This is a genomic window from Methylocystis sp. Se48, from assembly GCF_056269425.1.
The window spans coordinates 786473-810439 of record NZ_CM149850.1; the positions used below are offsets into that span (position 1 = coordinate 786473).

Below are 23967 nucleotides of genomic sequence, written 5' to 3' on the forward strand. Positions count from 1 at the left end.
ATTCCGAGCGAGACCGATTTGACGCACGAGCCGCAATCCGACCCCACGCTCGCGGCGATGCTGAGTTGCTATCTCTCGCAGCCCCGCGTCGCCTGGCCCTATCTCGCGCTGATCATCGGAGCCATGGCTTTCATCGTCGGCGCGCTGTTCCTGCCGGTTTGACGTCACGCCGCCGGAGCCGACCAGGGATAGGTCCAGGTCTCGGTCAGCGTGCGGCCCTTCGCGCGCAGGAAGAGGCGCAGATCCGCCGTGTCGCCGGGCTTGACGGCGACGTCGAAGATCGCGCGCAGCCCGTCGATATGGGGATTGGCGGAGACGGTCGCCCTCAGCACGCGGCCGGCCGACGTCGTCGCCACGGCTTCCACCTGAGACGGATCGTTCACGTAATAGCCGAGATCGCCGCCGGCGAAATCGACGAGGAAGCGCCGCGCGCCCGGATCATTGGGCTCCGAGGACCCGAGCGCCCGCGCCGGCGCCTCGAAGGTGTGGGCCACATGGCCGTTAGGCGCGAGGCGCGGCATGTCGAGCCCCGCCGTGATGCGATAGGCGTAGGAAAAGGGCTTTCGCGGCTCCGGCGAGACGGCGGGGATCCAGCTCGCGACGATATTGTCGTTGGTTTCATCCGGCGTGGGCAGTTCGATCAGCTCCACGCGCCCCTCGCCCCAGTCGCCAACGGGCTCGACGAAATAGCTCGGCCGGTTCTGATAGTCGAGGTCGAGGTCCTGGTAGGACTCGAACGTCCGGTCGCGTTGCAGCAGGCCGAAGCCGCGCGGGTTTTTGTCGAGGAAGGCGGAGGCGCGCACGCGGGCGGGATTGCCGAGCGGTCGCCACAGCCATTCGCCTGCGCCGGTGTGAACGAGCAGTCCGTCCGAATCGTGCAGTTCGTCTCGGAAGCCGTCGCGCACGCGACGATCGTTCTCGCCCGTGAGATACATGGAGGTGAGCGGGGCCAAACCGAACTTCACACCGGCGCGGCGGGGGAAGATCGTCGCCTGAACGTCGACCGTACTCTCCTGACCGACGGCGAGGTCGAAGCGGAAGGCGCCGGTCGCGGCTTCCCCGTCGAGCAGCGCATAGATCGTCGCGCGATTGACGCCTGCGCCGGGCGTCTCGACCCAGAATTCGCGGAAGAAGGGGAAGGTCTCCTGGCCGGCGCCCGCCTCCACGCAGAGCGCGCGGGCGGAAAGCCCGTATTTCTGGTCGCGGCCGAGAAAGCGGAAATAGCTCGCGCCGAGGAAGGAAATCGCCTCGTCGTAGACATGCGGATCGTTGAGCGGAAAACGCAGCCGGAAACCGGCGAAGCCCGTGTTCACCGCCGGCGCCTTCTCGAGCTTGACCCGGCCGTAGTCGAACATGGCGGGGGAGTAGGGAATCGGCGCGGCGATTCCGTCGCGGATCGTGTTCACCGTCACGGCGCGGCGATAGAGAAAGCCGAGATGGAACGTCTCCAGCCGGAAGCCGCCGTTGACGTTGGCGAAGAGCGCATGATCGTTCTTGAAGCGGATGTCGCGCCAAGCGTCGTAATCCAGCGAATCGAAGGGCGCGGGCAGGCGCGGCGCAGGGTCTTCGAAAGGCGCTTCCACGAGCGCCTGCGCGCGCCCGAGCACGTCGTCAAAGCCGAAACGCGGGGCGGGATTTGGACCCTGCGCATAGGCGGGGCGCCTGAGTTGCGCGCCTGCGGCGGCGAGAGCGCCGATCATCTGGCGGCGGGTGTAAACGATCATTTTCGATACCGGAAACGGCGCTTCTTCGCGGCGGCGCGCAGCTTCAGCGCAAGGCGCGACGATTAACGGGAACGCTCCGGTTCCGCAAGCCGTTCGCGGCCCCGCCGGCGCTCCGGCGAAAGCTTCATGCGGGCCGTGCGTGTTCCGTTTGCGGCGCCCGGCAAAATATTCCGGGCGCCGGTCAAAAAATTCTTGTCATCGCTCGAAAAGCGCGTATCTACAGAGATGCCCAAATCGCACGTGCCTGTGGTCGTGTGTCGGTCGGCGGGGATCCGGACAAGAGGCCGGTCAACCGTCTGAGTAAAAACCGGCAGCCGGAGGCGAACCGGCGAACTCCGCCCTCAACGGAGGATCGCGACTTAAAGCAACGACGGACCGGGCTTTTTTGGTCTCTGTCGGCCCCTCCAAAGGCTGACTTACCGAAGAGGCTTGTCTTTCTTGCCGGGCGTGCGGAAAGGGTTCTTCCCCTTCCAATCGATGGCTGTTCGGATCGAGCGACATGCGCTGGCGCGCGTGTCTTTCGGCGTCCGTTAAGCCAACGGCGCATCACCGGATCGTTGCGCGCGCAAGCGCGAAACGGTCCTGGATTGCTGGCGCATTCGACCGTCGTCGCGTCTCCACCGCGCGCGAGGGAACGGCGTCGTGCATCCGCCGAAGCAAACACGTTCCTGGCGCGGCTCGACCCGCGCCCTTCGAAGGGGATGCCGCAAATGACCGACCGTATCCACGAATTCCTCGCCGAACGTCGTCGCGCGGGCCGCGACACGGGCCCCTGCCTCGTCGTCGATCTCGACGTCGTGCGCGAGAACTATCTCGGCTTCGCCAAGGCGCTGCCCGACACGCGCGTCTTCTACGCCGTGAAGGCCAATCCAGCGCCGGAGGTGCTGTCGCTGCTCGCGTCGCTGGGCTCCTGCTTCGACACGGCCTCCGTGCCGGAGATCGAGCAGACGCTCGCCGCCGGCGCCACGCCCGACCGCATCTCCTTCGGCAACACCATCAAGAAGGAGCGAGACATCGCGCGCGCCTATCAGCTCGGCATCCGTCTCTTCGCAGTGGATTGCGTCGAGGAGGTCGAGAAGATTGCGCGCGCCGCGCCGGGCTCGAAGGTCTTCTGCCGCATCCTTTGCGACGGCTCGGGCGCCGAATGGCCGCTCTCGCGCAAATTCGGCTGCGTCCCGGAGATGGCGACGGGCGTGCTGGAGCATGCGCATCGTCTGGGTCTGCAGGCCTATGGCGTGTCCTTCCATGTCGGCTCGCAGCAGACCGATCCGCGCAAGTGGGACGGCGCGCTGAAGTCGGCTTCGGACATTTTCCGTGATCTCGCGGAGCGCGGCGTCCATCTTCAGATGGTCAATCTCGGCGGCGGCTTCCCGACGAAATATCTGAAGAACGTGCCGGCGGTGAAGCGCTACGGCGACGCGATCTTCCGCGCGCTGTCGAAGCATTTCGGCAACCGCATTCCGGAGACGATCATCGAGCCGGGCCGCGGCATGGTGGGCAATGCGGGGATCATCGAGGCGGAGGTCGTGCTGATCTCGAAGAAGTCGGAGGCCGAGGGCGAATTGCGCTGGGTCTATCTCGACATCGGCAAATTCAACGGCCTCGCGGAGACGATCGACGAGATGATCCGCTATCCGATCCGAACGGAAGCCGACGGCGCGCCGACCTCGCCCTGCGTCATCGCGGGCCCAAGCTGCGATTCGGTGGACGTCCTCTATGAGAAGAAGCCCTACGACCTGCCGGTGTCGCTCGAAATCGGAACGAAGGTGCTGATCGAAGGGACGGGGGCCTACACGACCACCTATTCGGCGGTCGGCTTCAACGGCTTCCCCCCGCTCGAGACGTTCATCATCTGAGGCGGCGTCTTCGCCCTCTCCCGCTGGCGGGAGAGGGCGAAACCTCCCGAAACCGTTCCCGTCCGTCCGGCGCGTCGCCCGCGCCGGGCGAGAGGCCAGTTCGTCCCATGGAGGGGCCGATGACCTTCGATCTTCGCTCCGATATGGCGCCGTCGCGGCGCGACGCGCGCGCAGCGCGGGAAGAGCGTCTGGATGTGCTGCATCGCGTCGTGACCGGTCAGGCGGAGAACCGCAGGGAGTTGGGTTTCGCCGGCTATTTCGTCGCGGCGTGGTTCCTGATGGACCTCGTGCAATGGCTCGACTGGTTCATCGGCAAGCTCCAGTAGCCGCCAGCCTCCCCCTTCTCCCGTAAGCGGGGGAATCGAAACAACCGAGTTCAGTCCCGTACGGCGGGCGCGAAAGCGCCAGGCGCGAGGGTCGCTTGTCCTCTCGAAGGAGGAACAGATGACCTTTGATCTTCACTCTCAGCTTCTCCCGCCCGCCGCCGCGCCCACGCCGCCGCTGCGCGCCCGCGTCGCGATTCGCGACGAGCGGCCCGCCGACGTTCCCGCGCGCGAGGCGCTGCTCGACGCCGCCTTCGGCCCGGGGCGTTTTCTCAAGACCTGCGAGCGGCTGCGCGAAGGGAGCGCGCCTGCGCCCGGCCTCGCGCTCGTCGCCGCGGACGAGGAGGGCGATCTTCTCGCGACGATTCGCCTGTGGCCGATCCTCGCGGGCGGGCGGCGTCCCGCGCTGCTGCTGGGGCCGCTCGCCGTCGCGGAATGCGCCCGCTCTCTCGGCCTTGGCGGCGACATGATGCGCGCGTCGCTCGCCCGCGCCGCGGCGCTCGGCCATCGCGCCGTGCTGCTCGTCGGCGACGAGCCCTATTATCGCCGCTTCGGCTTCGAGCGCCGCTTCACGGAACAGCTCGTTCTGCCGGGGCCGGTGGAGCGCGCGCGCTTTCTGGGGCTGGAACTCGTCGCTGGCGCGCTGGAGGGCGCGAAAGGCCGAGTGACCGCGGCGCCCGCCGCCGCGGCGCGCATCCTGCCGCGCGCCGCCTGAAACTGGCGGCTTGCGCGCGCATGCGGCCGCGCCACATGAACTCCATGCGGATCGACGCTCCGGAACTCGCCTTCCTGCCGCCGGGCGGCCGCGCTGTCGTCTTCGGCGCGTCCGGGGGAATTGGCGGCGCCTTGTGCGCGCGGCTGCGCGGGCGTCCGGCCTTCGCCCGGGTCGTCGGCGTCTCCCGCGCGCAAAGCGGGGAGGCGGATATCTCGGGCGTCGACGCGACAGACGAAGCCGCCCTCGCGGAAACAGCGCGGCGTCTCGCGGAGGACGAGCGGCCGCTGCGGCTCGTCATCGTCGCGACGGGGTTTCTTCACGATCCGCGCGGCGGACCCGAGAAGGCCTTGCGCGATCTCGATCCAGAGCGGCTCGCGCGCGCCTTCGCCGTCAACGCCATTGGCCCGGCGCTGGTCGCCAAACATATCTCGCCGCTGCTGCCGCGCGAGGGCCGAAGCGTCTTCGTCGCGCTCTCGGCGCGGGTTGGCTCCATCGGCGACAACGCGCTTGGCGGCTGGCATGGCTATCGCGCGTCCAAAGCCGCGTTGAACCAGCTCATGCGCAATGCCGCGATCGAATTGAAGCGCACGCGCCCCGGCGCGATCGTCGCGGCATTGCATCCCGGAACAGTCGCGACGCGGCTCTCCGCGCCCTTTGCCGCGACGGGTCTCGACGTCGTCGCGCCGGACACGGCCGCGGCGCGGATTCTCTCCGTGATCGACCGGCTGGAGCCCGGAGATTCGGGCGGCTTTTTCGACTACCGGGGCGATGCGGTCCCATGGTGAAAAGACAGGCGCCCGGCGCGCGCGGCAAATCTCATCTGCCGGAGAAAATCTGCCTCGCGTGCGACCGGCCTTTCGCCTGGCGAAAGAAATGGCGCGCGTCGTGGGAGGAGGTGAAAACCTGCTCCGAGCGCTGCAAGGGCGAACTGAAGCGCGCGCGGCGCGCTCAGAACAACGACAGCGCGTAGCTCGACAGCGGAAAGGCGAGGGCGACGGCGAGCGCGATCCCCGCAATGACGTCGGTGGGATAGTGATGCGCCGTCGCGATTCGCGACCAAGCCATCGACAGCACGATGAGCGCCGCCGAGAGCGTCATGGCCGGCCAGGCGAGCACGATCGGCGCGAGCACGCCGGTGATGGTCATGGCGTGGCCGCTCGGGAAGCTGTGCTCGTCGAGCGTCTTCAAAAGCGACGGCAGCCGCGCGTCGACATGATAGGGGCGCTTGCGGCGAAAACGCCGCTTGATGATCGGATAGAGCGTGTGCAGCAGCGCTGCGTTGAGGCCCGCGAGCAGCACGACGCGCCAGCCGTTCCACCCCAGGCCCCAGAAGACGAGCGGCGCCAGGAAAAGGTAGATCCAGCCATTGCCGAGCTTGCTCACGCCGATGGCCAGATGGCGGATGGCGGCCGGCCGCGCCGAGCGCGAGAAGACATGAACGGCGGCGAGGTCGGCGTCTATGAGACGCTGCAGCCAGCGGGCGGTAGAGCCGTTGTGCGGGTTGGATGACGCGTCGCGCGTCAGCTTCCCCGCGAGGTCTGTCGTAAACGCCATGTCGCGAAGTTAGGCGCGTTGCGCTGCGGTTTCGCGACCGTTTGGCTGCGATTGCGTGACGGTTGGATTGAGGATGCGTGACGGCGGCGTGTTGGTTTCGTGACAGCGCGCCGCCGCGACGGCGCTCTCAAATCGCCCGCGTCGCCTCCCGCAGCCACTTCCGCGTCTTCGCGTCGGCGAGCGGCGAGAGCGTTTTCCTCACCCGCGCGTGATAGGCGTTGAGCCAGGCGATTTCCTCTGCGCTCATCAGCTTCGGCTCGATGCAGTTCAGATCGAAGGGCGCCAGCGTAATCGTCTCGAAGCCGTAGGTCTCCCGCTCGGCGCCGGCGATCTCGCGTTTCTCGACGATCACGAGATTTTCCAGCCGAACGCCGTATTCGCCCGCGCGGTAATAGCCCGGCTCGTTGGAGAGGATCATGCCGGGAAGAAGCGGCGTCGTTCCGAGTTTCGAGATGCGCTGCGGCCCCTCGTGCACGGAGAGATAGGCGCCGACGCCGTGCCCCGTGCCGTGGTCGAAATCGAGTCCCGCCTCCCACAGGTGGCGCCGCGCAAAGGCGTCGAGCTGGGCGCCGGACACGCCCTTGGGAAACACCGCGCGCGCAATGGCGATATGGCCTTTCAGCACGCGGGTGAAATGATCCTTCAACTGCTTCGACGCGCGCCCGACGACGACCGTGCGGGTCACATCCGTCGTGCCGTCGAGATATTGCGCGCCGCTGTCGACGAGATAGACCCCCTTGCCGATCGCGAGATTGCTCTTCTCCGTCACGCGATAATGCGGGATCGCGGCGTGTTCGCCGAAGGCGGAGATCGTCGGGAAGGAGATGTCGCGCAGATCGCCGTTCTCGCGGCGGAAGGTCTCCAGGGCTTCGGCGGCCGAGATCTCCGTGAGCGCGCCCTTCGGCGCGGCTTCCGAAAACCAGGCGAGGAAGCGCGTGAGCGCGAGCCCGTCGCGAATATGCGCCGCGCGCGCGCCAGCGAGTTCCGTCTTGTTCTTGATGGCCTTGGGCAAGGCGGCCGGGTCGTCGGTCACGCGCGGCTTGCCGCCCGCCGAGCGCAGCGTCTCGACGAGTTTCGCCGGCGCCGTCGCCGCGTCGAAGAGCAGCGTCTCGCCGCGGCTGCCCGCTTTCTTCAGATCGCTGGTCAGCGCGTCCGGCGCGCGCAGGACGAGGAACTTCTCCAGCGCCGCGCGGGTCTTGGCGTCGAGCTTGGCGTCGTCGACGTAGAGCGCCGGCGCGCCTTCTTTCGGCAGCAGGGCGTAGCACAGCGCGATGGGCGTATGGGCGACGTCGGCGCCGCGAATGTTGAAGGCCCAGCAGATCGAATGCGGATCCGACATCAGCGCGGCGTCGGCGTCTTTCAGCGCCTCGCGCAACTTTTTTATCTTGGCGGCGGCCGTCTCGCCGGCGTAGCGCGCGGGGTGGATCGCGACGCGGCCCAGGGGCTCGGCGGGACGGTCGGCCCAGAGCGCGTCGATCGGATTGGCGTCGAGCGGAACCAGTTCGATCTTTCTCGCCTCGCACGCCTTGGCGAAACGTTCGATCTGGCCGCTCGTATGCACCCAGGGATCATAGCCGATGCGGGCGCCCTCGCGCGCGTGGTCCGCCAGCCATTGCGCCGGCGCCGTCTCTGCAATGTCGACCGGCTTGAAAACGGCGCCGTCGATTTCCCGCCGCACCTGGATTACATAACGGCCGTCGACGAAGATCGCGGCGTCCTCCGCCAGCACGACGGCGAAACCCGCCGAGCCCGTGAAGCCCGTGAGCCAGGCGAGGCGTTCGGCGCTCTTGGGCACATACTCATTTTGATGCGCGTCGGCGCGGGGGACGAGAAAGCCGTCCAGGCCGAGGCGGGCGAGTTCGGCGCGCAGGCTCGACACCCGCGCGGCGCTGTCGTGAGACGAGGAGGCGTCGGCGAAGGACTGGAATTTTGCTTCGAACATGATGCAAAGCTAGTTCGCGCGCGCGCGTCGGGCAATGGCTCGATGCGGGTTCGGCGCCGATGCGCTATCGGCCGCCGCTGATCCAGATGCGTCCACCCTCCCGTTGCACCATCTCGTAGAGCCGCGCCGCGGCGCCAGGCGCGAGCCGGACGCAGCCATGCGAGACGGGGCGGCCGAGCGAGCGGGTTTCGTAGGTGCCGTGGATGGCGTAGCCGCCGCTGAAGAAGATGGAGTGCGGCATGGGCGCGTCGTCATATTTGCTGGAATAGTGCATCCGCTTCATCGCCTTCACCGAAAACGCCCCGCGCGGCGTGCGGTAGCCGCGCCGCGCCGTGGAGACTGGCCAGACATATTCCTCGCCGCTCGAAGAGACGACATGCATGCGTTGCGAGGAGAGGTCGATGTGGATGCGCACCAGCGCCTGAGCCGGTCCGGCGGCGGTCAGCGTCAGCAGAAGGGCGAGCGGAACCAATGGGGGTCGCAAGGCGGGTTGGTCCTTCCGGCGCTTTTCCATCCGCTTTAGAGAGATAGGCGCTGCCGGCGCCGGCCGCCATGGCCTCTCAGGGAAGGGGCAATTTTACGGTAAATGCGCTGCCCCGGCCCGACCCCTCGCTATGGGCGGAAATCTCGCCGCCATGCAGTTCGACGAGGTTGCGCGCCAGGGCGAGGCCGACGCCGAGGCCCTGCCCGGACGCGGGCCCCGCCTGGGCGAACAGTTCGAAGATCGAGGCGAGCATGTCCGGCTCGACGCCCGCGCCATTGTCGCGCACCGTCACGACGGCGTCGCCGCCGTCTTCTCGCGCGGTCACATTGATCCAGCCGCCGTCCTGCGTGTAGCGGGCGGCGTTGGAGAGGAGGTTGGCGAAGACCTGCGTGAGCCGCACCGGATCGCCCACGATCGGCAGGGCGGGCGGCAGGTCGAGAGAGAGGTCGAGCCGCTTCGCCTCGACGCCGGGGCGGGCCAGTTCCGCCGCATGGCCGAGAAGCTCGACGAGATCGGCGCGCTGCCGCCGCAGCTTGATCTTGCCGTAGCTGATGCGCGTGACGTCGAGCAGCTCGTCGACGAGGCGCAGCAGATGGTCGATCTGCCGCTCCGCCATTTTCAGCACATTCGTCTTTTTCTGCGCGGTTTCGGGCCCGCCGTCCGGTAGGCGCAGCAGCACGCTGATGGCGTTCTTGATCGGGGTGAGGGGATTGCGCAATTCATGTGCGAGGATCGCGAGAAACTCGCTCTTGCGCTGGTCCGCTTCCCGCAGCGCGCGCTCAAGTTCCTTGCGTTCGGTGATGTCGTAGACGGCGCCCATGGCGCGGAGCGCGCGGCCGTCCGGGCCGAAGCTCACCTCGCCCTTCGACGTGACCCACCGGATTTCGCCGTTGTCCGCGCGGACGATCCGGCAATCGAAGGAAATGTCGCCGTCGCCCGCGATCGCCGCGCGCATGTTGGCGTCCGCGGCCTGCCGATCGTCCGGGTGAACCCGCGCCAGATAATCTTCATAGGAGATTTCCGCGCCTTTAGGCAGGCCGTGAAGGTCATACCATTCGTCGTTGAGATAGGCGGCGTTCGTCGCGAGATCCCAGTTCCAGACGCCGATACGGCCGGCGGACTGGGCGAGGCGCAGGCGGGCGAGGGCGCCGGCGAGGGCGTCTTCCGCGTTCTTTTGCGGCGTGATGTCCTCGGTGAAGATGATGACGCCGCCAATCGCGCCCTCCGCGTCGCGCCAGGGCCGCACTTCCCATCGAAGCCAGACGACCGAGCCGTCGGCGCGCTCGAAACGGTCCTCGGCTTCGCAGATGTTTTCGCCCGCGAGGCAGCGACGATGAACCTCCCGCCATCGCCCGGGCATGTCGGGGACGACATCGTAATGAGACGCGCCGAGTTCGAGACCGTCGAGTCTGTGGTCCGCCAGCCACCGGGGACTGTAGGCGACATAACGCATGTCGCGGTCGAACATCGCCGCCCCGATCGGGGCGTCCTCGATGAAGCGGCGTAACATATCCATGAACGTCGATTGCTCGCAATGCGCTAGGGCGCGGAAAACTTCAATCGACGTTCTACAGATCGGGAACTGATTGGGCCAGCGGAAACGTCGTCGTTACATTCTGGCGACCACGACCAGCCGGCGCACCTCGCCGCGTTTGTAGGCCTGGAGGAAGGCGTTGTAGTCGCGGAAGGAAACGCAGCCGTTCGAGTCGCCGTTCGGCCCCAGCATGTAGGTGTGGGCGAGCAGTCCGGCGCGGCCGAAGACGTTTCCGCCGCCGACCGGCGTGAGGCGAAGCGCCTCGACCCCGTGGAACAGCGCCTCGCGCGGCGACAGCGCGTAAACGCTCGGCGGCGTCGGGCCCTTCATCCGCACATGCACGTAGCGCGGATCGTCGAGATGTTCGCGCAGGCCGGAATGCGCCTCGAGCCGGGTGCCGTCCGGCATGTAGACCGTATGGGCGGAGATGTCATAGACCGCCGTGCCGGCCCCCGCGCGCGGCGCGGGGCCGGAAGCGGCCGGCGCCGGCATGGCCGGGCTCGTCAGGCCGCCGAAAAGCCCGCCGGTCGGTTCCTGCGGGGCGTAGGCGAGGGCCTGCTGGGTGGGCGCGGCCGGCTGGCGGCGGCTCTGGCGGCCCATGGGCGCGGGTTGCGCGGGTTGCGCCGTCGTCTCGACGCCGGATCCTCCGAAAATCTTCTCGAAGAAGCTGCGATTGTCGGCCGGCGCGGCCGGCGTCGTCGGCGGCTGAGGCGCGAGCGCCGCCTGACGAAGCGGCGCCGAAACGGGCGCGGCTCGGCTCGCGAGGTTCTTCAGTTCCGGCGGCCGGCGCGGCGGCAACGGAACGTCGACGGCCGGATAGGGCGCCGCTTGGTCGGCGGTCTGCTGGGGCGCTGCGGCGGCCGGCGGCGGCGTCTCGGGCGCTTCGGCCTTGGCCTGGTTCTCCGCGCCGGGCGTCGGGGTCGTCGCCGCCGTGCGCGCCCAGGGGCCGAGGCTGACGATCATCGGGCCATAGGGATTGGCGACCGCGGCCGGCGGCGCCTTGGCGACGACCGGCGCTGCGGCGGGCGGATGGCGAAGCGCGGCGGCGCCCGCGAAGACGCAGGCCAGCGCTCCTGCGCCCAGGACAGTATAGGAAAGCAAGCGCCGACGGTCGTCCGCGAAGATTTTCTGTAGCGCTCGAGTGTTCTGCATCATCCGCCCCCGGAATGACTATATCCGTCGCGCGTTTCCTCGGGCTGGAGAGCCGCTCCGGCGAATCGCTTGTTCGCATCAGAAGAGGAGGGCGCGCGCAATTACGCCGCCGCAACACTTTGGAAAAGCATCGCGGCTGCGGATGGGCTGGATTTGGGCGGATTCTTGGCTGTTCGCAGGCGATTCGGGGAGCGGCGCCGTTGCGCGCTGGCAGGGAAAACGCCTCCCTGCCAGTAGGTTAGAGTCTGGAGACCACCGCGAGGCGCCGCACTTCGCCGCGTTTGTAGGCGGCGAGGAAGGCGTGGTAATCGCGAAAGGACACGCAGCCGTTGGAGTCGCCGTTGGGGCCGAGCATGTAAGTGTGGGCGAGCAATCCGGCGCGATTGTAGATCGTTCTCCCGCCGCCGCCGATCGGGTTCAGCCGCAGCGCCTCGACGCCATGGAACAGGGCTTCGCGCGGCGTCAGCTCATAGAGATGGGGCGGCGTCGGCCCGCGCATCCGCAGATGCACGTAGCGCGGATCGTCGAGATGCTCGCGCAGGCCCGAATGCGCCTCGAGCCGCGCGCCGTCCGGCATGTAAACCGTATGGGCCGAAATATCGTAGATGGCCGTATAGCGGTCGTAGCGGGCGGCCGGATTGACCGGCGCCACGGCGCTGCGCAGCCCGCCGAAGAGTCCGCCAGAGTCGGGCGCGGCGGCGTAGGCCATGGCCTCGCGGGGAGCGCGATTCGTCGCCTGCGGCGCCGCGGCCTGCGGCGCGCCGCCGAAGAGGCGCTCGAAAAAGCCGCGATTGTCCGGCGGCGCGCCGGGAACCGCCGTCGTGCGCGCCATTTGCCGGGGCGGCTGAGCGGGCAGCGCGGCGCGGACGGGGGCCGGCGGCTGCGGCGCCTGCTCGGGCGCCGGCGCGCGGGCGATCGCCACGGCCTGTTCCGGCGCCGGCGCGCGCGTTGCGACGGTCAGTTCCTGCGGGCGGCGCGGCGGCAGAGGAACGTCGACGACGGGGGCCGTCCGGGCCTCGGGCTCGGACATATCGGCGTGCGCGGCGGTCGCCAGCTCCGACGGACGCTCCGGCGGCAGGGGCGCCTGCGCGACGCGCGGAGCCGGAGCCGCGGCGGCCTGCGCGACGAAGACGTTGTGCGGTTTGACGCGCGCGCCGCGCGGAACGAAAGCGCCCGGCGCGTGGGGGCCGATGTCGGCGAGGACCGGCCCGGAGGACGCCGACGCGGTCGGCGCGGCTTCGGCGACGCCCAGCGTCGCGGCGCGGGGCAGGAGATAGGCGCCGGCCGCAAGGCTCAGCGCGAGAGCGCCGAGCGCCGGAACGATCCGGCGGAGATTGCGGGTTGTGGAGACGCGAGGATACGAAATTGTAGTACGCATGGCCCGACGCTAGCGCCGGGAACTTTCGGAATGGTTTACGGCGGCTTTACCGGAAAGCCGGGATTTCCCGAAAATATGTTGAAAATAAAACGGAAAAACGCCCGCATCGAATCTGGGAGAAGGTTAACGCGCGCCTAATCGGCCTCCCGCGACCCTACATAATAGTGAAAGCCGACGAGCAGTCCCTCGCGCGGCGATGGGTCGTGTTGGCCTTTCAGCAGCCGCGCGGTCGGCGCCGCCTCGGTCTGTGTGATGGTGACCGCCGCGCATCCGGGCGCCGCTCCGATTCGGGCGAAGTCGTAGCGCGTCACGAAACAGAACTGGTCGTCGGCCTCGACGGAAACCGGGGCGTCCGAGCCATGGAGGAAAATCTCCACGACGCCGGAGCGCGGCCCGCTGAGGAAGGAGAAAGGCCGAGGATTTCCACGCCTTCCGGCGCGGCCAGCGTGCGGCTTTCGCCCGCGGCCAATACGCCGGCGGTCAGTCGCAGCGAAAATTGCCTGCGCTCGCGCGCCGGCGCGGACGAACTGCCACACCTGCCCTGCCTGAAACTGCGCGCCCTCCTTGTCGGTGGGCACGGTGTCGCGCAGGAGGCCGCGGCAAAACGTCCGTCCTTCGTCGCGCGCCAGCCGGGCTCCGAGGTCGAGAAGCTGCCTGCCGTGGCGCGCCGCGAGCGATTCCGGCATCATGTCGTAGAGACGAAAGGGATAATCGAAATCGTCGCGATAGAGATTGATCAGCGCGACGCCGGCGCCGCTTCGCGCGACGCGTTCGAAGAGGTCGTAGAGGGCGGGGAGCGGCAAGGGATTGAGCCCGCCGACGCCGCAGACATGAACCTCGATCCTCGCCTCCGCGTCGCGCCTCGCCATGTCGGCGACGCGGAAGGCGTAGCCGTTGCGGTCGCCGGCGACGGAAAACCCCAGCAGCAGCGCGCGCCGCCGATCCGGAAGCGCCGCAGCAACGGCGCGAACGCCATTGACCGCCGCATCGCGCTTCCCTTAGGAGCAGCGCAGTCCCCGAGGAACGATCATGACCGCCGAAACCGACTATCTCTCCCCCACGCGCTCCTTTCAGGGCCTCATCCTCACCCTGCAGAACTATTGGGCGGCGCAGGGCTGCGTCATCTTGCAGCCCTATGACATGGAGATGGGCGCGGGCACCTTTCATCCGGCGACGACGCTGCGGGCGCTCGGCCCCAAGGCGTGGCGCGCGGCCTATGCGCAGCCGTGCCGTCGTCCCAAGGACGGCCGCTACGGCGAGAACCCCAACCGTCTCCAGCACTATTACCAGTTCCAGGTGATCCTGAAGCCCTCGCCGCCCGACCTTCAGAATCTGTATCTCGCCTCGCTCGCGGCGATCGGGATCGACCCGCGCCTGCACGACATCCGCTTCGTCGAGGACGACTGGGAGAGCCCCACGCTCGGCGCCTGGGGGCTCGGCTGGGAGTGCTGGTGCGACGGCATGGAGGTTTCGCAGTTCACCTATTTCCAGCAGGTCGCGGGCTTCGAATGCGCGCCGGTCGCGGGGGAGCTGACCTATGGGCTCGAGCGCCTCGCCTGCTATCTGCAGGGCGTCGACAGCATCATGGAATTGAATTTCAACGGCCGTGACGGCGCGGAGAAGGTCACTTACGGCGATGTCTTCCTTCAGGCCGAGCAGGAATATTCGCGCCATAATTTCGAGGCGGCCGACACGGCGAAGCTTTTCGAGGACTTCAGGGACGCCGAGGCCGAGTGCCGCCGCCTTCTCGATTTCGGCGCGGGCTCGGGCGACGAGAAACATCTGATGGCGCTGCCGGCTTACGACCAGTGCATCAAGGCGAGCCACGCCTTCAACCTGCTCGACGCGCGCGGCGTGATTTCGGTGACCGAGCGGCAGAGCTACATCCTGCGCGTGCGCGAACTCGCCAAGGCCTGCGGCGCCGCCTGGCTGCGCACGGCCGGAGGCGGGGCGAACGGCTGAGCGGCTTTACTTAAGCCAGCACCTCCAGGGCCGTTTCCGCCCCGACGATTTCGACCGGCGTCTCGCCGAGATAATCGCCGTCGATCTGCGCCGCCGCCGCGCCGCGCAGCGTGACGCGGCGCACCGGGAATTTGCGCACGCAGCCCGCCGCGTCGAGGCGCCCGGTCGCGAAATAGCGCGCTAGGGCGAGCGCGGCGCGCGGCGAAACCTCCGTGAGCGCGACGAGGCCGAGGCCCGGCCGCGCGACATCCGCTCCAGCGTCCACGACGAAGCGGCCGCCATAGAATTTCGATTTGGCGACGACGACGCATTTGGCGCGAATCGCGCCCGCGTCGCTTTCGGCGATCACGTCGGGGAAGCCGCCGCGCAGGAAACAGCGCGCGGCGGCGACGGCGTAGGCGAGGCGCCCGATCTTTTTCTTAAGGTCGATGTCGACGCTCTTGACCACGGCGGCGTCGACGCCGGCCGAGGCCATCAGCGTGAAGGGCCGGCCGTTGGCGAGGCCGACGTGAAGCGGCCTCGTCGCTCCGCGCGCGAAAATTTGGGCGAGCGCCGCGCCCGCAGGGGGCAGGCCGAGTTCTTGCGCCAGCACGTTCGCCGTGCCCGCCGGAACGATCCCGAGCGCGGGCCGCGGGCCGGGCCGGTCGAGCAGGCCCGCGACCGCCTGGTTGATCGAGCCGTCGCCGCCCGCGACGAGCAAAACCCCCGCCCGCGTCGTGCGCGCGGCTTCGCGGATGTCCCCGAGACGGCGCGCCTCCTCGACCGCGACCTCGCGGCCGCATGCCGTTAACCGCGCCGCGATCTCGCGCGCGGCGCGCCCGCTTTCGCCGCCGGCGTCGGGGTTCGCGACGAGAAGAAAGCTCAGGACCGGCGGCGCAGCCGCGCGCCGCCCGGCGTCGAGGATCAATTTGCGGCGCTCCCGAATGTGCGACGAACTGGCGGCGCTGGTAAACACCTCCTTGGCGTCGTCGGCAAGACGGCGCAGACGAGGCCGCGGCGGAATTGACCGCTAAGGCCATGAGGCGTCGAAAAAATCGTAAATCTTGTGAAAAACGTAAAAATATGGTTGACGTCTGCGAACAATTGCCGCAGTGGCGCGTTTCGTGAACGGCGACGCTTGTGATTTGGCCCCTGCAACGCCAAGTGCCATTAAGGTTGTCGCGGTTGGAGAGGGTCATGAGCGCTGGCGCACATCGCTTGTCATCTGTGCCGGGCATAAGTTTCGGCGAGACGCAAGGGCGTCTTGCGCCGCTGGCGAAGAGCGGCGCGGCGGGCGCCCGTCGAGGCCTTGTCCAGGAACCCGGGGCTTTGGCGGGCGCGCGCTTTCGAGCGTCTTGACGGATCGCGGCGTTTGTTCTATTTACGTTCCTGTAACGTTCCCTGAGGCAGGGCTGTCATGCAACGCTTTTTCTTTCCGAGCCCCTCCCTGCGACGTCCCGGCGGAGCGCTGTCGTCGCGTGGGCAGGAGCTCGACTCGCTCGTCGCGTCGGACGCCCTGCGCAGCCGCTTCTTCTCGTGGCGCGGCCTCTCCGGCCGCCGCTACGTCTGCTCGGTGTTCCAGCGGGGCGAAGAGGGTTTCGTCGCCGACGTCGAGAGTGGCGTGATCATCGGCGTCGCGCGCGAGGGCGCCGTCGCGCGCCCTGTCTGCGTGCTTCAGGCGAAGGAAGGCGGGCCCCGCCGTTCGCTCAGGGAACTCGCGCATGAACTGCGCGTTGTAGAATGGCATGTGCATTTCTGTGCGGAGGACGAGATCGCGCGGGATCTGGCGTCGTCCCTGCTCAGTTGATTTTCGTTCGTTGCGTTTGTTGCGTGCGTCCGGGTCTTTGCGTCGTTGCGTGAGCGTTGGGTGCGCGTTTGGTTCTTTGCGGTTTCGAGTTCTGTAGGGCGTGCCGCGTGTCTTGCGTTTTCTAACGGCCGGGGCTTGCCCCGGCCTTTTTTCGTCATGGGCCGGCCGGCGCCGGCGCTGCGCGGCAGGAGCATTGGTCGAGGCGGCGAACGACCTCGGCCAGTTCCTCGTCATGAATGTCCATTCGCCGCAAATGCTCATAGGTATTGCGCACATAGGCGGGGTTGTCGCCGTTGATCCCGACGCCCTCCGACACGAGGCGCGTCATTTCGTCCAGCGGCAGGCGTCCCGCGTACTGGCTATGGCTCCGGTCCACGACATAGGCGAGCGCATTCACGCATCCGCCTTCCGCGAAGCGCAGGCCGACCGTCTTTTCCAGATAGACCGAGGTCACGAGTTCCCGCTCGCGCAGATAAGCGATCGTTTCCGCGCGGTTTTTCGCCGCGACGCGAAAGGCGACCCCTTGGCAGGAGCCGCCGCGGTCGAGGCCCAGAACGAGTCCTGGGCGCTCCGGCGTGCCGCGATGGACATGGGAGAAAATGCAGAGTGAACGGTGATAGCCGTGAACCCAGGCCAGCGCGCTCTCGATGAAATCGAAACCGGGCCGCCACATGAGCGAGCCATAGCCGAAGACCCAGAGATCGTTGTCGCCCGTCGCGTCCAAAGCCAAGCTGCGCCTCGCCGTGTCGGTTGCCGCGCGCGCCCGCGAACCGATTCGCAGGCCCATTTTTCCGGCGCAACATACGCATTGCAACGGCAAATCGGCGGCGCCCGGCGCCCAGCGATTCGGCGTTGTTGGATCGCGTCTCGCGCTTCCCACAACATATTGCGGCCAATTCCTTGCAATCGTCATTCTTTTGTGACGGTTTTTTCAGGCATGAAATTCGAGCGCCTCAGACTTCTGGGCTTCAAGAGCTTCTGCGAACCGACCGACTTCCTGATCCAGCCGGGGCTGACCGGCGTGGTCGGGCCGAATGGCTGCGGCAAGTCGAACCTCGTCGAGGCCCTGCGCTGGGTGATGGGCGAGAATTCCTACAAGAACATGCGCGCGTCCGGCATGGACGACGTGATTTTCTCGGGCGGCGGGTCGCGGCCGGCGCGTAATTTCGCCGAGGTCGGCCTCGTGCTCGACAATACGGACCGGCTTGCCCCCGCCGCCTTCAACGACGCCGAAACGATCGAGGTCACGCGCCGCATCGAGCGCGAACAGGGCTCGACCTATCGCGTCAACGGCAAGGAAGTCCGCGCCCGCGACGTGCAGCTTCTCTTCGCCGACGCGGCGACCGGCGCGCGCTCGCCCTCCCTCGTGCGGCAGGGGCAGATCGGCGAGATCATCAACGCAAAGCCGCAGGCCCGCCGCCGCATCCTGGAGGACGCCGCTGGCGTCGCCGGCCTCCACACGCGCCGTCACGAGGCGGAGCTGCGCCTCAATGCGGCGTCAGAAAATCTCACGCGCCTCGAGGACGTTCTCAAGCAGGTCGAGAGCCAGGGCGACAGTCTCCGCCGGCAGGCGCGGCAGGCGGCGCGCTATCGCGAGCTTGCGGCGAAGATCCGGCAAAACGAGGCGCTCGTGGCGCTGGTCTCCTACCAGATCGCCGCCGACGCCCTGCGCGACGCCGCCGCGAAGCTCGATGCCGACGCCGCCAATGTGCAGGCCCGGACGCTGGAACAGGCTGAAACCGCCAAACTTCAGGCGATCGCGGCGCATGAGTTGCCCAGGTTGCGCGACGCGGAGGCCGAGGCGGGCGCGGCCGTGCACAGGCTCGTCGCGGCGCGTCAGGCGCTGGAGGCGGACGAGGAGCGCGCCAGGCGGCGCATCTCGGAACTCGGCCGCCAGATCGAGCAATTGCTGCGCGACCTCGACCGCGAGCGCGCCCTGATCGAGGACGCCGCCGAGGCGGCCGAACGTCTGGAACAGGAACGCGCCGGCCTCATCGGCGTCGATTCCGTTGACGACGACCGCGAGGCCGAGGCGCGGGAACGCCTGGCCGAAATCGAGGCGGCGCTCGCCGAAACCGAATTGGCGCTCTCCGACGCGCAGCAGCAACTCGCGGGCGTGAACGCCCGGCGCGCGGCCATCGAGTCGGCGCTGCGCGACGAAACCGCCCGCGTCGCCCGATTCGAGGCCGAACTCACGCGGCTCGACACGGAATTTGCTCTGATCGCCGGGCAGGGCGGCGGGGCGGAAGAGGCGGCGCGTCTCGCCGAGGCTTTCGACCTGGCCGCGGAGGAGGCCCGCGCCGCCGACGAAGCCGCCCAGATCGCGGAAGAGGCGCAGCGCGAGGCCCGCGACGCCGAGGCCGCCGCCCGCCAGCCCGTGGAGCAGGCGGCGCTGAAGGCGCATCGGCTGGAGACGGAAGTCCGCACCCTCGAAAATCTGCTGCAATCCGGCTCAGGCGGCCTCTGGGCGCCCGTCGTCGAGAGCATGACGGTCGAGAAGGGCTATGAGACGGCGCTCGGCGCGGCGCTCGGCGACGATCTTGACGCCTCGGCGGAGACCTCGGCTCCCGCCCATTGGGCGCTGACGCCGGACGCAGGCGACCCGCCGCTGCCGCCCGGCGTGCGGGCGCTTGGCGAGATGGTCCAGGCGCCGCCCGCCCTCCGTCGCCGTCTGGCGCAGATCGGAGTCGTGCTGCGCGCCGAGGGCGAGAGCTTGCGCAAGCTCCTGAAGCCCGGCCAGCGCCTCGTCTCGAAGGAAGGCGATCTTTGGCGTTGGGACGGCTTCACCCAGGCCGCCGAGGCGCCGACCCCCGCCGCCCGCCGCCTCGCCGAGAAGAACCGTCTCGCCGATCTGCGCGGCGAGGCGGAACGCGCGCGCGCCCAGGCCGACGCCCTCGCTGAGGAGCTGGAGGCCGCCCGGGAGGCGACGCGGCTCGCGGCCATGGCCGACGCCGGGGCCCGCGACGCGCAGCGCCGCGCCCGCGTCCGGCTGGAGGAGGCTCGCGAGCGTCACGCCGCCGCCGAGCGCCGCATGGCGCAGATCGGCCAGCGCCTGTCTGCGCTCGAGGAAGCCAAGGCGCAGACCCTCGCCAATCGCGACGAGGCGAAGCAGAAGCGCGACGCGCTGATGGCGCAGCTGGACGCGCTGGAGGAGCCGGCCTCCCTCGCCGGCGCGCTGGAGAGCCTGCGCGCCCGCGCCATGGTCGAGCGCGCCCAGGCGGGCGAGGCTCGCGCCGCGCTTGCGAGCCTGCGCAACGAGGCCGGCGCCCGGGCGTCGCGCGTCGCCGCCATCGCCCGCGAGATCGCCTCCTGGGCCGAGCGGCGCGACCGCGCCCAGGACCGGCTCGGGGAACTGGAGGAACGCCTCGAATCGGCTCGCGAGGAGCAGGAGCGCCTCGCCGAATCGCCCGACGCCTTCCTCGACCAGCGCCGCGCGCTGATGAACGCGCTGCAGGACGCCGAGACGGCCCGCCGCGACGCCTCCGATGCGCGCGCCGCCGCGGAGACGCGGCTCGCCGAGGCCGACCGCGCCGCCCGCGCCGCGCTCGAGGCCATGAGCGCCGCCCGCGAGGAGAAGGCGCGCAGCGAGGCGCAGCTGGAGGCGGCGAGGCGGCGCGTCGCCGACATCGAGCGCGCCATTCAGCACGATCTCGAATCGACGCCGGCCGCGCTCGCCGCGCTCGCCGGCGTGACGGAGGGCGACGAACTGCCGGAGATCGCGGAGATCGAGAAACGGCTCGAAGCCCTGCGCGCCGACCGTGAACGACTCGGCGCCGTCAATCTCCGCGCCGAGGACGAACTGGCCGAAGTCGATTCCCAGCGCGAGAAGATGATCGCCGAGCGCGACGACCTCGCCGAGGCGATCAAGAAGTTGCGCGCCGCCATCGCCAGCCTCAACAAGGAGGGGCGCGAGCGCCTCCTCGCCGCCTTCGACAAGGTGAACGCCCATTTCAAGGAGCTGTTCACGATCCTGTTTGATGGCGGTTCGGCCGAGCTTCAGCTTATCGAGAGCGACGATCCGCTGGAGGCGGGCCTCGACATTCTCGCCCGTCCGCCGGGCAAAAAGCCGGCGGCCATGTCGCTGCTCTCCGGCGGCGAACAGGCGCTGACGGCCATGTCTCTGATTTTCGCGGTGTTCCTGACGAACCCCTCGCCGATCTGCGTGCTCGACGAGGTGGACGCCCCGCTCGACGACTACAATGTCGAACGCTTCTGCGACCTCCTGGAAGAGATGCGCAAGAAGACCGACACGCGCTTCGTGACGATCACGCACAACCCCATCACCATGGCGCGCATGGACCGGCTCTTCGGCGTCACGCAGGCGGAGCGCGGCATTTCCCAGCTCGTCTCGGTGGATCTGGAGCAGGCGGAGAAATTCGCGCTGGCGAGTTGAGACGGCGCGCGCGACCCGAAAGGCTTGGCCGGCCGGCGCTTTCAGATTCGTTTTGGGCGTTGCCTCAAGGTCGCGCCCGTGCGATTTGCGCCGCCGTTTTTGGCGGCCGCCTATTTCCGGTTTTTCGTCCGATCGGCGGGCGGATCGGCGGCGGCCTTCGGCTCCATGCCAAGCCGCCAAGCGGAGCCTTGGCCTCTACGCTTTTCGCAAATGCACAAACTTTCAACCCGCGCGAATCGTCACAATCAGTTGTTTCCCGCTTTATTTCAGAGCGATATGACAAATCCGCGCCTCCTTGACTTCACGGTGGCCCCTCAATATGTTGCGCGCGGCTCGAAAGGGCTCGGCCGCAAGGCGGGGTTTTTTCGGCCGAGCCGTTCCCGGAATTCTGACTAAATTCCCCAAACCAGCCACCTCGGGCATCGTTCAATTTTGCGCGCCGTTTTCTTGCGCGACGGAGAGAGCCGATGATCGAGGACGACGAGCGGGACGCCGAACAGGACGCGCTGAACGCGCGGCTCGAGAAGCTCAACGAAGCGCTGCGGCGGCGCGAAGATGAGCGGCTCGCGCGAGAGGAGGCGACCCCGCCGGCGGCGAAGGGATTGACGCGGGCGTTGAGCGTCGGGCTCAACGCATTCTCCGAGTTCGTGGGGGCGGTCGTCGTGGGCGGGCTCATCGGCTGGAAGGCCGATGAATGGCTCGGCACCGGTCCCTGGCTGATGATCGGGCTTCTCGGTCTCGGCGTGGCGGCCGGCTTCTGGAACATCTATCGCTTGGCGAAGCCGAAGGCGGGCCCGGGCGAGGCGGATTAATTTTTGAAGGCGCGCGCGGCGCGCCGCCAATCGAGGGCCGGGCGGAAGCGTCCGGGAAGAGGACGATGAGTGCGGAAGCGCCCAATCCGATCGAGCAGTTCGAGCTTCATCGCTATTTTCCGCACCAGATGATGGGCGTCGAAACGTCCTTCACCAACGCCTCTCTCTACATGCTGATCGCCGCGCTCGGCGTCGTGCTGCTGATGGTTGTCGCGACCTCGCGCAAGGCGATCGTTCCAGGCCGCTTCCAGGCGCTGGCCGAGATGCTCTACGAATTCGTGGCGAATACGGTGCGCAGCACGGCGGGCAAGGAAGGGATGCGCTTCTTCCCCTTTGTCTTCTCGCTCTTTTCCTTCATCCTCATCGCCAATCTGATCGGGCTCGTTCCCTACACCTATTCGGTGACGAGCCAGATCGTCGTGACGGGCGCCTTCGCGCTGCTGGTTATCACGCTGGTGACGGCTTACGGCTTCTATCGGCATGGTTTCGGCTTCCTGAACCTTTTCGTGCCGCATGGCGTTCCGCTGCCAGTGCTGGTGATCCTCGTGCCGATCGAGATCATCTCCTTCCTGTCGCGGCCGGTGTCGCTGTCCATCCGTCTTTTCGCCAACATCCTCGCGGGCCACGTGACCCTCGCGGTGTTCGGCGGCTTCGTCGTGCTGCTGCTCGCGGCGGGCGGCGTCTATGCGGCGCTGGCGCCGGTGCCGCTGCTGGCGATCGTCGCGCTTTATGCGCTGGAGCTGCTCGTGGCCTTCTTGCAGGCCTTCGTCTTCAGCGTCCTCACTTGCGTCTATCTCAACGACGCGATCCATCCGGGCCACTGATAAACAGTCAACAATAAATGTCGCCCACAAAAAAGCAGGAGAGTACCATGGCTACTGAAATGCAACTGGTTGGCGCGGGCCTCGCCGCGATCGGCACCGGCGCTGCGGCGATCGGCGTCGGCCTCATCTTCGGCAACTTCGTCAATGGCGCCCTGCGTAATCCGTCGGCCGCCGCCTCCCAGTTCACCAACGCGATCATCGGCGCGGCGCTCGCGGAAGGCCTGGGCATCTTCGCCTTCGTCATTGCGCTGCTGCTGTATCTGAAGGCCTAAGGGCTTTCCTGCGCTCTTCGCGAGGCGCGCCCGACAGCGCGCCTCGCGGCCGTACGCCCCCGCAGAGGCGCCCCGCGTTCGAACCGAGCGCCGCGTCCGAAATCTTTGGATCATGTCCATGGCGATCATCTCTTCCGCCTTCGCCGCCGAGGCCGAGCAGGAAGCTCCCGAGACCCACGAGTCCGTGGGCGCGCCGGGCGGCGAAGCCCAACACGAAGGCGGCTTTCCGCCTTTCCAGACCGAGAATTTCGCGCCGCAGCTCGTTTGGCTCGTCCTGATTTTCGGTGTGCTGTATGTTCTCATGTCCCGCATCGCGCTGCCGCGCGTCGGCGGCATCATCGAGAACCGCGAGGCGAAGATCGCCGCCGACCTCGACGCGTCGCGCGACATGCAGGCGAAGGCGCAGGCCGCCGCCGCGGCGAACGACGAAAATCTGCGCCTGCGCCGCGAGGAAGCCCAGGCCATCGGCCGCGAGGCCCAGCAGAAGATCGCCAACGAGGCCGCGGCGCAGCGCGCCAAAGCGGAAGCCGACGCCGCCGAGAAGATCCGCAGCGCCGAGGCGCGCATCGCCGCCGCCAAGAATGCGGCCCTCGCCAATGTCGAGGAGATCGCGCTCGACGCCGCCGCCTCGATCGTCGAGAAGCTCACGGGCGCGCCCGCCGACAGATCCCGGCTCGCCGCCGAATACAAACCCGTGAACTGAGGAGTCGCGTGCCATGAATTTCGACGCGGAATTCTACGTCGCCGTCGGTTTCACGATCTTCGTCGCCGTGCTGCTCTGGGCCGGCGCCCATTCGAAGCTCGCGGCGATGATCGACGCGCGCATCAACCGCATCAAGAGCGAACTCGCCGAGGCCGAGCGTCTGCGGGCGGAGGCCGAGACGCTGCTCGCTTCCTTCGAGAAGAAACGCGCGGACGCCGAGGCGGAAGCCAAGGCGATCGTTGCGCAGGCCAAGGAAGAAGCGGAGCTCATCGCCGCCGAGGGCCGTCGCCGGCTCGACGAGTTCATGGCCCGCAGCGTCAAGCAAGTCGAGCAGAAGATTGCCCAGGCCGAAGCGCAGGCCGCCGCCGAGGTGCGCGCCGCCGCCGCCGACGCGGCCGTGAAGGTCGCCGAGCGCGTCCTTGCCCAAGGCGCGCCGGGCAAGGACTTCGTCATCGCCGGCATCAACGAGGTGAAAGCGCTTTCCGACCGCGCGCGCTTCGCGTCGAACTGACGTCGAGCCAAGGGCGCACGAGACGCTGAACAGGATCGCGCG

Annotated in this window: 24 protein-coding genes; 14 read left to right on the plus strand and 10 right to left on the minus strand. The window is 68.1% G+C overall.

Annotated features, from left to right (window positions below):
- The first annotated feature begins 18 nt into the window (after positions 1–18).
- A complete protein-coding gene (locus tag ACV959_RS03725) occupies positions 19–162 on the plus strand; it encodes a hypothetical protein (protein ID WP_475738575.1) in 144 nt (47 codons plus the stop codon).
- 2 nt (positions 163–164) lie between these two features.
- Here ACV959_RS03725 and ACV959_RS03730 read toward each other — a convergent pair whose 3' ends face one another.
- A complete protein-coding gene (locus ACV959_RS03730; RefSeq protein WP_475738576.1) occupies positions 165–1724 on the minus strand; it encodes an OpgD/OpgG family glucan biosynthesis protein in 1560 nt (519 codons plus the stop codon).
- A 710-nt stretch (positions 1725–2434) separates the two neighbouring features.
- Here ACV959_RS03730 and ACV959_RS03735 point away from each other — a divergent pair.
- The 5 genes from ACV959_RS03735 to ACV959_RS03755 all read left to right on the plus strand — a co-directional run bounded on the left by ACV959_RS03735 (position 2435) and on the right by ACV959_RS03755 (position 5588).
- Positions 2435–3580, plus strand: a complete 1146-nt coding sequence (locus ACV959_RS03735; RefSeq protein WP_475738577.1) for a type III PLP-dependent enzyme — start codon at positions 2435–2437, stop codon at positions 3578–3580.
- A gap of 119 nt (positions 3581–3699) precedes the next feature.
- Entirely contained in the window at positions 3700–3906 is a 207-nt protein-coding gene (locus ACV959_RS03740; RefSeq protein ID WP_475738578.1) for a hypothetical protein, read from the plus strand.
- 118 nt (positions 3907–4024) lie between these two features.
- Positions 4025–4618 (plus strand): GNAT family N-acetyltransferase, encoded by a 594-nt coding sequence (locus ACV959_RS03745; RefSeq protein ID WP_475738579.1) that lies wholly within the window; start codon positions 4025–4027, stop codon positions 4616–4618.
- A gap of 44 nt (positions 4619–4662) precedes the next feature.
- Positions 4663–5403, plus strand: a complete 741-nt coding sequence (locus ACV959_RS03750) for an SDR family oxidoreductase (RefSeq protein WP_475738580.1) — start codon at positions 4663–4665, stop codon at positions 5401–5403.
- Positions 5397–5588, plus strand: coding sequence for a DUF2256 domain-containing protein (locus ACV959_RS03755; RefSeq protein ID WP_475738581.1), 192 nt, complete (start codon positions 5397–5399; stop codon positions 5586–5588). The genes ACV959_RS03750 and ACV959_RS03755 overlap by 7 nt, the downstream gene beginning before the upstream one ends.
- Here the strand turns inward: ACV959_RS03755 and ACV959_RS03760 are convergent.
- From ACV959_RS03760 to ACV959_RS03790, 7 genes are all read right to left on the minus strand, one after another.
- Positions 5567–6172 (minus strand): phosphatase PAP2 family protein, encoded by a 606-nt coding sequence (locus ACV959_RS03760; RefSeq protein WP_475738582.1) that lies wholly within the window; start codon positions 6170–6172, stop codon positions 5567–5569. The genes ACV959_RS03755 and ACV959_RS03760 overlap by 22 nt on opposite strands.
- Before the next feature lie 127 nt (positions 6173–6299).
- Entirely contained in the window at positions 6300–8114 is a 1815-nt protein-coding gene (locus ACV959_RS03765; protein WP_475738583.1) for an aminopeptidase P family protein, read from the minus strand.
- 64 nt (positions 8115–8178) lie between these two features.
- Entirely contained in the window at positions 8179–8598 is a 420-nt protein-coding gene (locus ACV959_RS03770) for a L,D-transpeptidase (protein WP_475738584.1), read from the minus strand.
- 76 nt (positions 8599–8674) lie between these two features.
- Positions 8675–10114 carry a sensor histidine kinase gene (locus ACV959_RS03775; protein ID WP_475738585.1) on the minus strand — a complete coding sequence of 480 codons (1440 nt, stop codon included), beginning with the start codon at positions 10112–10114 and terminating at the stop codon, positions 8675–8677.
- 93 nt (positions 10115–10207) lie between these two features.
- Complete coding sequence (locus ACV959_RS03780) at positions 10208–11284, minus strand: DUF2778 domain-containing protein (protein ID WP_475738586.1); 1077 nt, start codon at positions 11282–11284, stop codon at positions 10208–10210.
- Positions 11285–11522: 238 nt separating this feature from the next.
- The gene (locus tag ACV959_RS03785; protein ID WP_475738587.1) at positions 11523–12662 is read right to left on the minus strand and encodes a DUF2778 domain-containing protein; all 1140 of its coding nucleotides are present in this window, start codon (positions 12660–12662) and stop codon (positions 11523–11525) included.
- A gap of 134 nt (positions 12663–12796) precedes the next feature.
- The gene (locus ACV959_RS03790) at positions 12797–13531 is read right to left on the minus strand and encodes a hypothetical protein (protein ID WP_475738588.1); all 735 of its coding nucleotides are present in this window, start codon (positions 13529–13531) and stop codon (positions 12797–12799) included.
- A gap of 160 nt (positions 13532–13691) precedes the next feature.
- Between ACV959_RS03790 and ACV959_RS03795 the strand changes: the two genes are divergently transcribed.
- Positions 13692–14624: a glycine--tRNA ligase subunit alpha gene (locus ACV959_RS03795; protein WP_475738589.1), complete on the plus strand. Its 933-nt coding sequence runs from the start codon at positions 13692–13694 to the stop codon at positions 14622–14624.
- A 10-nt stretch (positions 14625–14634) separates the two neighbouring features.
- Here the strand turns inward: ACV959_RS03795 and ACV959_RS03800 are convergent, their stop codons facing one another.
- Complete coding sequence (locus ACV959_RS03800; protein ID WP_475738590.1) at positions 14635–15531, minus strand: diacylglycerol/lipid kinase family protein; 897 nt, start codon at positions 15529–15531, stop codon at positions 14635–14637.
- A gap of 489 nt (positions 15532–16020) precedes the next feature.
- On the opposite strand from ACV959_RS03800, the gene ACV959_RS03805 reads away from it, so the two are divergent.
- Entirely contained in the window at positions 16021–16410 is a 390-nt protein-coding gene (locus tag ACV959_RS03805) for a hypothetical protein (protein WP_475738591.1), read from the plus strand.
- 154 nt (positions 16411–16564) lie between these two features.
- Here ACV959_RS03805 and ACV959_RS03810 read toward each other — a convergent pair whose 3' ends face one another.
- Entirely contained in the window at positions 16565–17134 is a 570-nt protein-coding gene (locus ACV959_RS03810; protein ID WP_475739582.1) for a gamma-glutamylcyclotransferase, read from the minus strand.
- 213 nt (positions 17135–17347) lie between these two features.
- Here ACV959_RS03810 and ACV959_RS03815 point away from each other — a divergent pair, with 213 nt between their 5' ends.
- From ACV959_RS03815 to ACV959_RS03840, 6 genes are all read left to right on the plus strand, one after another.
- The gene (locus ACV959_RS03815) at positions 17348–20803 is read left to right on the plus strand and encodes a chromosome segregation SMC family protein (protein WP_475738592.1); all 3456 of its coding nucleotides are present in this window, start codon (positions 17348–17350) and stop codon (positions 20801–20803) included.
- Between the two features lie 467 nt (positions 20804–21270).
- On the plus strand, positions 21271–21615 hold the full coding sequence (locus ACV959_RS03820) for an AtpZ/AtpI family protein (RefSeq protein WP_475738593.1): 345 nt from the start codon (positions 21271–21273) through the stop codon (positions 21613–21615).
- A gap of 65 nt (positions 21616–21680) precedes the next feature.
- Positions 21681–22439: a F0F1 ATP synthase subunit A gene (locus tag ACV959_RS03825; RefSeq protein ID WP_475738594.1), complete on the plus strand. Its 759-nt coding sequence runs from the start codon at positions 21681–21683 to the stop codon at positions 22437–22439.
- 47 nt (positions 22440–22486) lie between these two features.
- On the plus strand, positions 22487–22711 hold the full coding sequence (locus tag ACV959_RS03830; RefSeq protein WP_424361346.1) for a F0F1 ATP synthase subunit C: 225 nt from the start codon (positions 22487–22489) through the stop codon (positions 22709–22711).
- 118 nt (positions 22712–22829) lie between these two features.
- Positions 22830–23414, plus strand: coding sequence for a F0F1 ATP synthase subunit B family protein (locus tag ACV959_RS03835; protein ID WP_475738595.1), 585 nt, complete (start codon positions 22830–22832; stop codon positions 23412–23414).
- Positions 23415–23427: 13 nt separating this feature from the next.
- Positions 23428–23925 (plus strand): F0F1 ATP synthase subunit B family protein, encoded by a 498-nt coding sequence (locus tag ACV959_RS03840; RefSeq protein ID WP_475738596.1) that lies wholly within the window; start codon positions 23428–23430, stop codon positions 23923–23925.
- The last annotated feature ends 42 nt before the right edge of the window (positions 23926–23967 follow it).

Excerpts from the sequence above, each read along its gene's own strand:
- ACV959_RS03730 (WP_475738576.1), bottom strand. The coding sequence starts at position 1,724 with ATGATCGTTTACACCCGCCGCCAGATGATCGGCGCTCTCGCCGCCGCA.
- ACV959_RS03735 (WP_475738577.1), top strand. The coding sequence starts at position 2,435 with ATGACCGACCGTATCCACGAATTCCTCGCCGAACGTCGTCGCGCGGGC.
- ACV959_RS03740 (WP_475738578.1), top strand. The coding sequence starts at position 3,700 with ATGACCTTCGATCTTCGCTCCGATATGGCGCCGTCGCGGCGCGACGCG.
- ACV959_RS03745 (WP_475738579.1), top strand. The coding sequence starts at position 4,025 with ATGACCTTTGATCTTCACTCTCAGCTTCTCCCGCCCGCCGCCGCGCCC.
- ACV959_RS03750 (WP_475738580.1), top strand. The coding sequence starts at position 4,663 with ATGCGGATCGACGCTCCGGAACTCGCCTTCCTGCCGCCGGGCGGCCGC.
- ACV959_RS03755 (WP_475738581.1), top strand. The coding sequence starts at position 5,397 with ATGGTGAAAAGACAGGCGCCCGGCGCGCGCGGCAAATCTCATCTGCCG.
- ACV959_RS03760 (WP_475738582.1), bottom strand. The coding sequence starts at position 6,172 with ATGGCGTTTACGACAGACCTCGCGGGGAAGCTGACGCGCGACGCGTCA.
- ACV959_RS03765 (WP_475738583.1), bottom strand. The coding sequence starts at position 8,114 with ATGTTCGAAGCAAAATTCCAGTCCTTCGCCGACGCCTCCTCGTCTCAC.
- ACV959_RS03775 (WP_475738585.1), bottom strand. The coding sequence starts at position 10,114 with ATGGATATGTTACGCCGCTTCATCGAGGACGCCCCGATCGGGGCGGCG.
- ACV959_RS03780 (WP_475738586.1), bottom strand. The coding sequence starts at position 11,284 with ATGCAGAACACTCGAGCGCTACAGAAAATCTTCGCGGACGACCGTCGG.
- ACV959_RS03785 (WP_475738587.1), bottom strand. The coding sequence starts at position 12,662 with ATGCGTACTACAATTTCGTATCCTCGCGTCTCCACAACCCGCAATCTC.
- ACV959_RS03790 (WP_475738588.1), bottom strand. The coding sequence starts at position 13,531 with ATGGCGAGGCGCGACGCGGAGGCGAGGATCGAGGTTCATGTCTGCGGC.
- ACV959_RS03795 (WP_475738589.1), top strand. The coding sequence starts at position 13,692 with ATGACCGCCGAAACCGACTATCTCTCCCCCACGCGCTCCTTTCAGGGC.
- ACV959_RS03805 (WP_475738591.1), top strand. The coding sequence starts at position 16,021 with ATGCAACGCTTTTTCTTTCCGAGCCCCTCCCTGCGACGTCCCGGCGGA.
- ACV959_RS03815 (WP_475738592.1), top strand. The coding sequence starts at position 17,348 with ATGAAATTCGAGCGCCTCAGACTTCTGGGCTTCAAGAGCTTCTGCGAA.
- ACV959_RS03820 (WP_475738593.1), top strand. The coding sequence starts at position 21,271 with ATGATCGAGGACGACGAGCGGGACGCCGAACAGGACGCGCTGAACGCG.
- ACV959_RS03825 (WP_475738594.1), top strand. The coding sequence starts at position 21,681 with ATGAGTGCGGAAGCGCCCAATCCGATCGAGCAGTTCGAGCTTCATCGC.
- ACV959_RS03830 (WP_424361346.1), top strand. The coding sequence starts at position 22,487 with ATGGCTACTGAAATGCAACTGGTTGGCGCGGGCCTCGCCGCGATCGGC.
- ACV959_RS03835 (WP_475738595.1), top strand. The coding sequence starts at position 22,830 with ATGGCGATCATCTCTTCCGCCTTCGCCGCCGAGGCCGAGCAGGAAGCT.
- ACV959_RS03840 (WP_475738596.1), top strand. The coding sequence starts at position 23,428 with ATGAATTTCGACGCGGAATTCTACGTCGCCGTCGGTTTCACGATCTTC.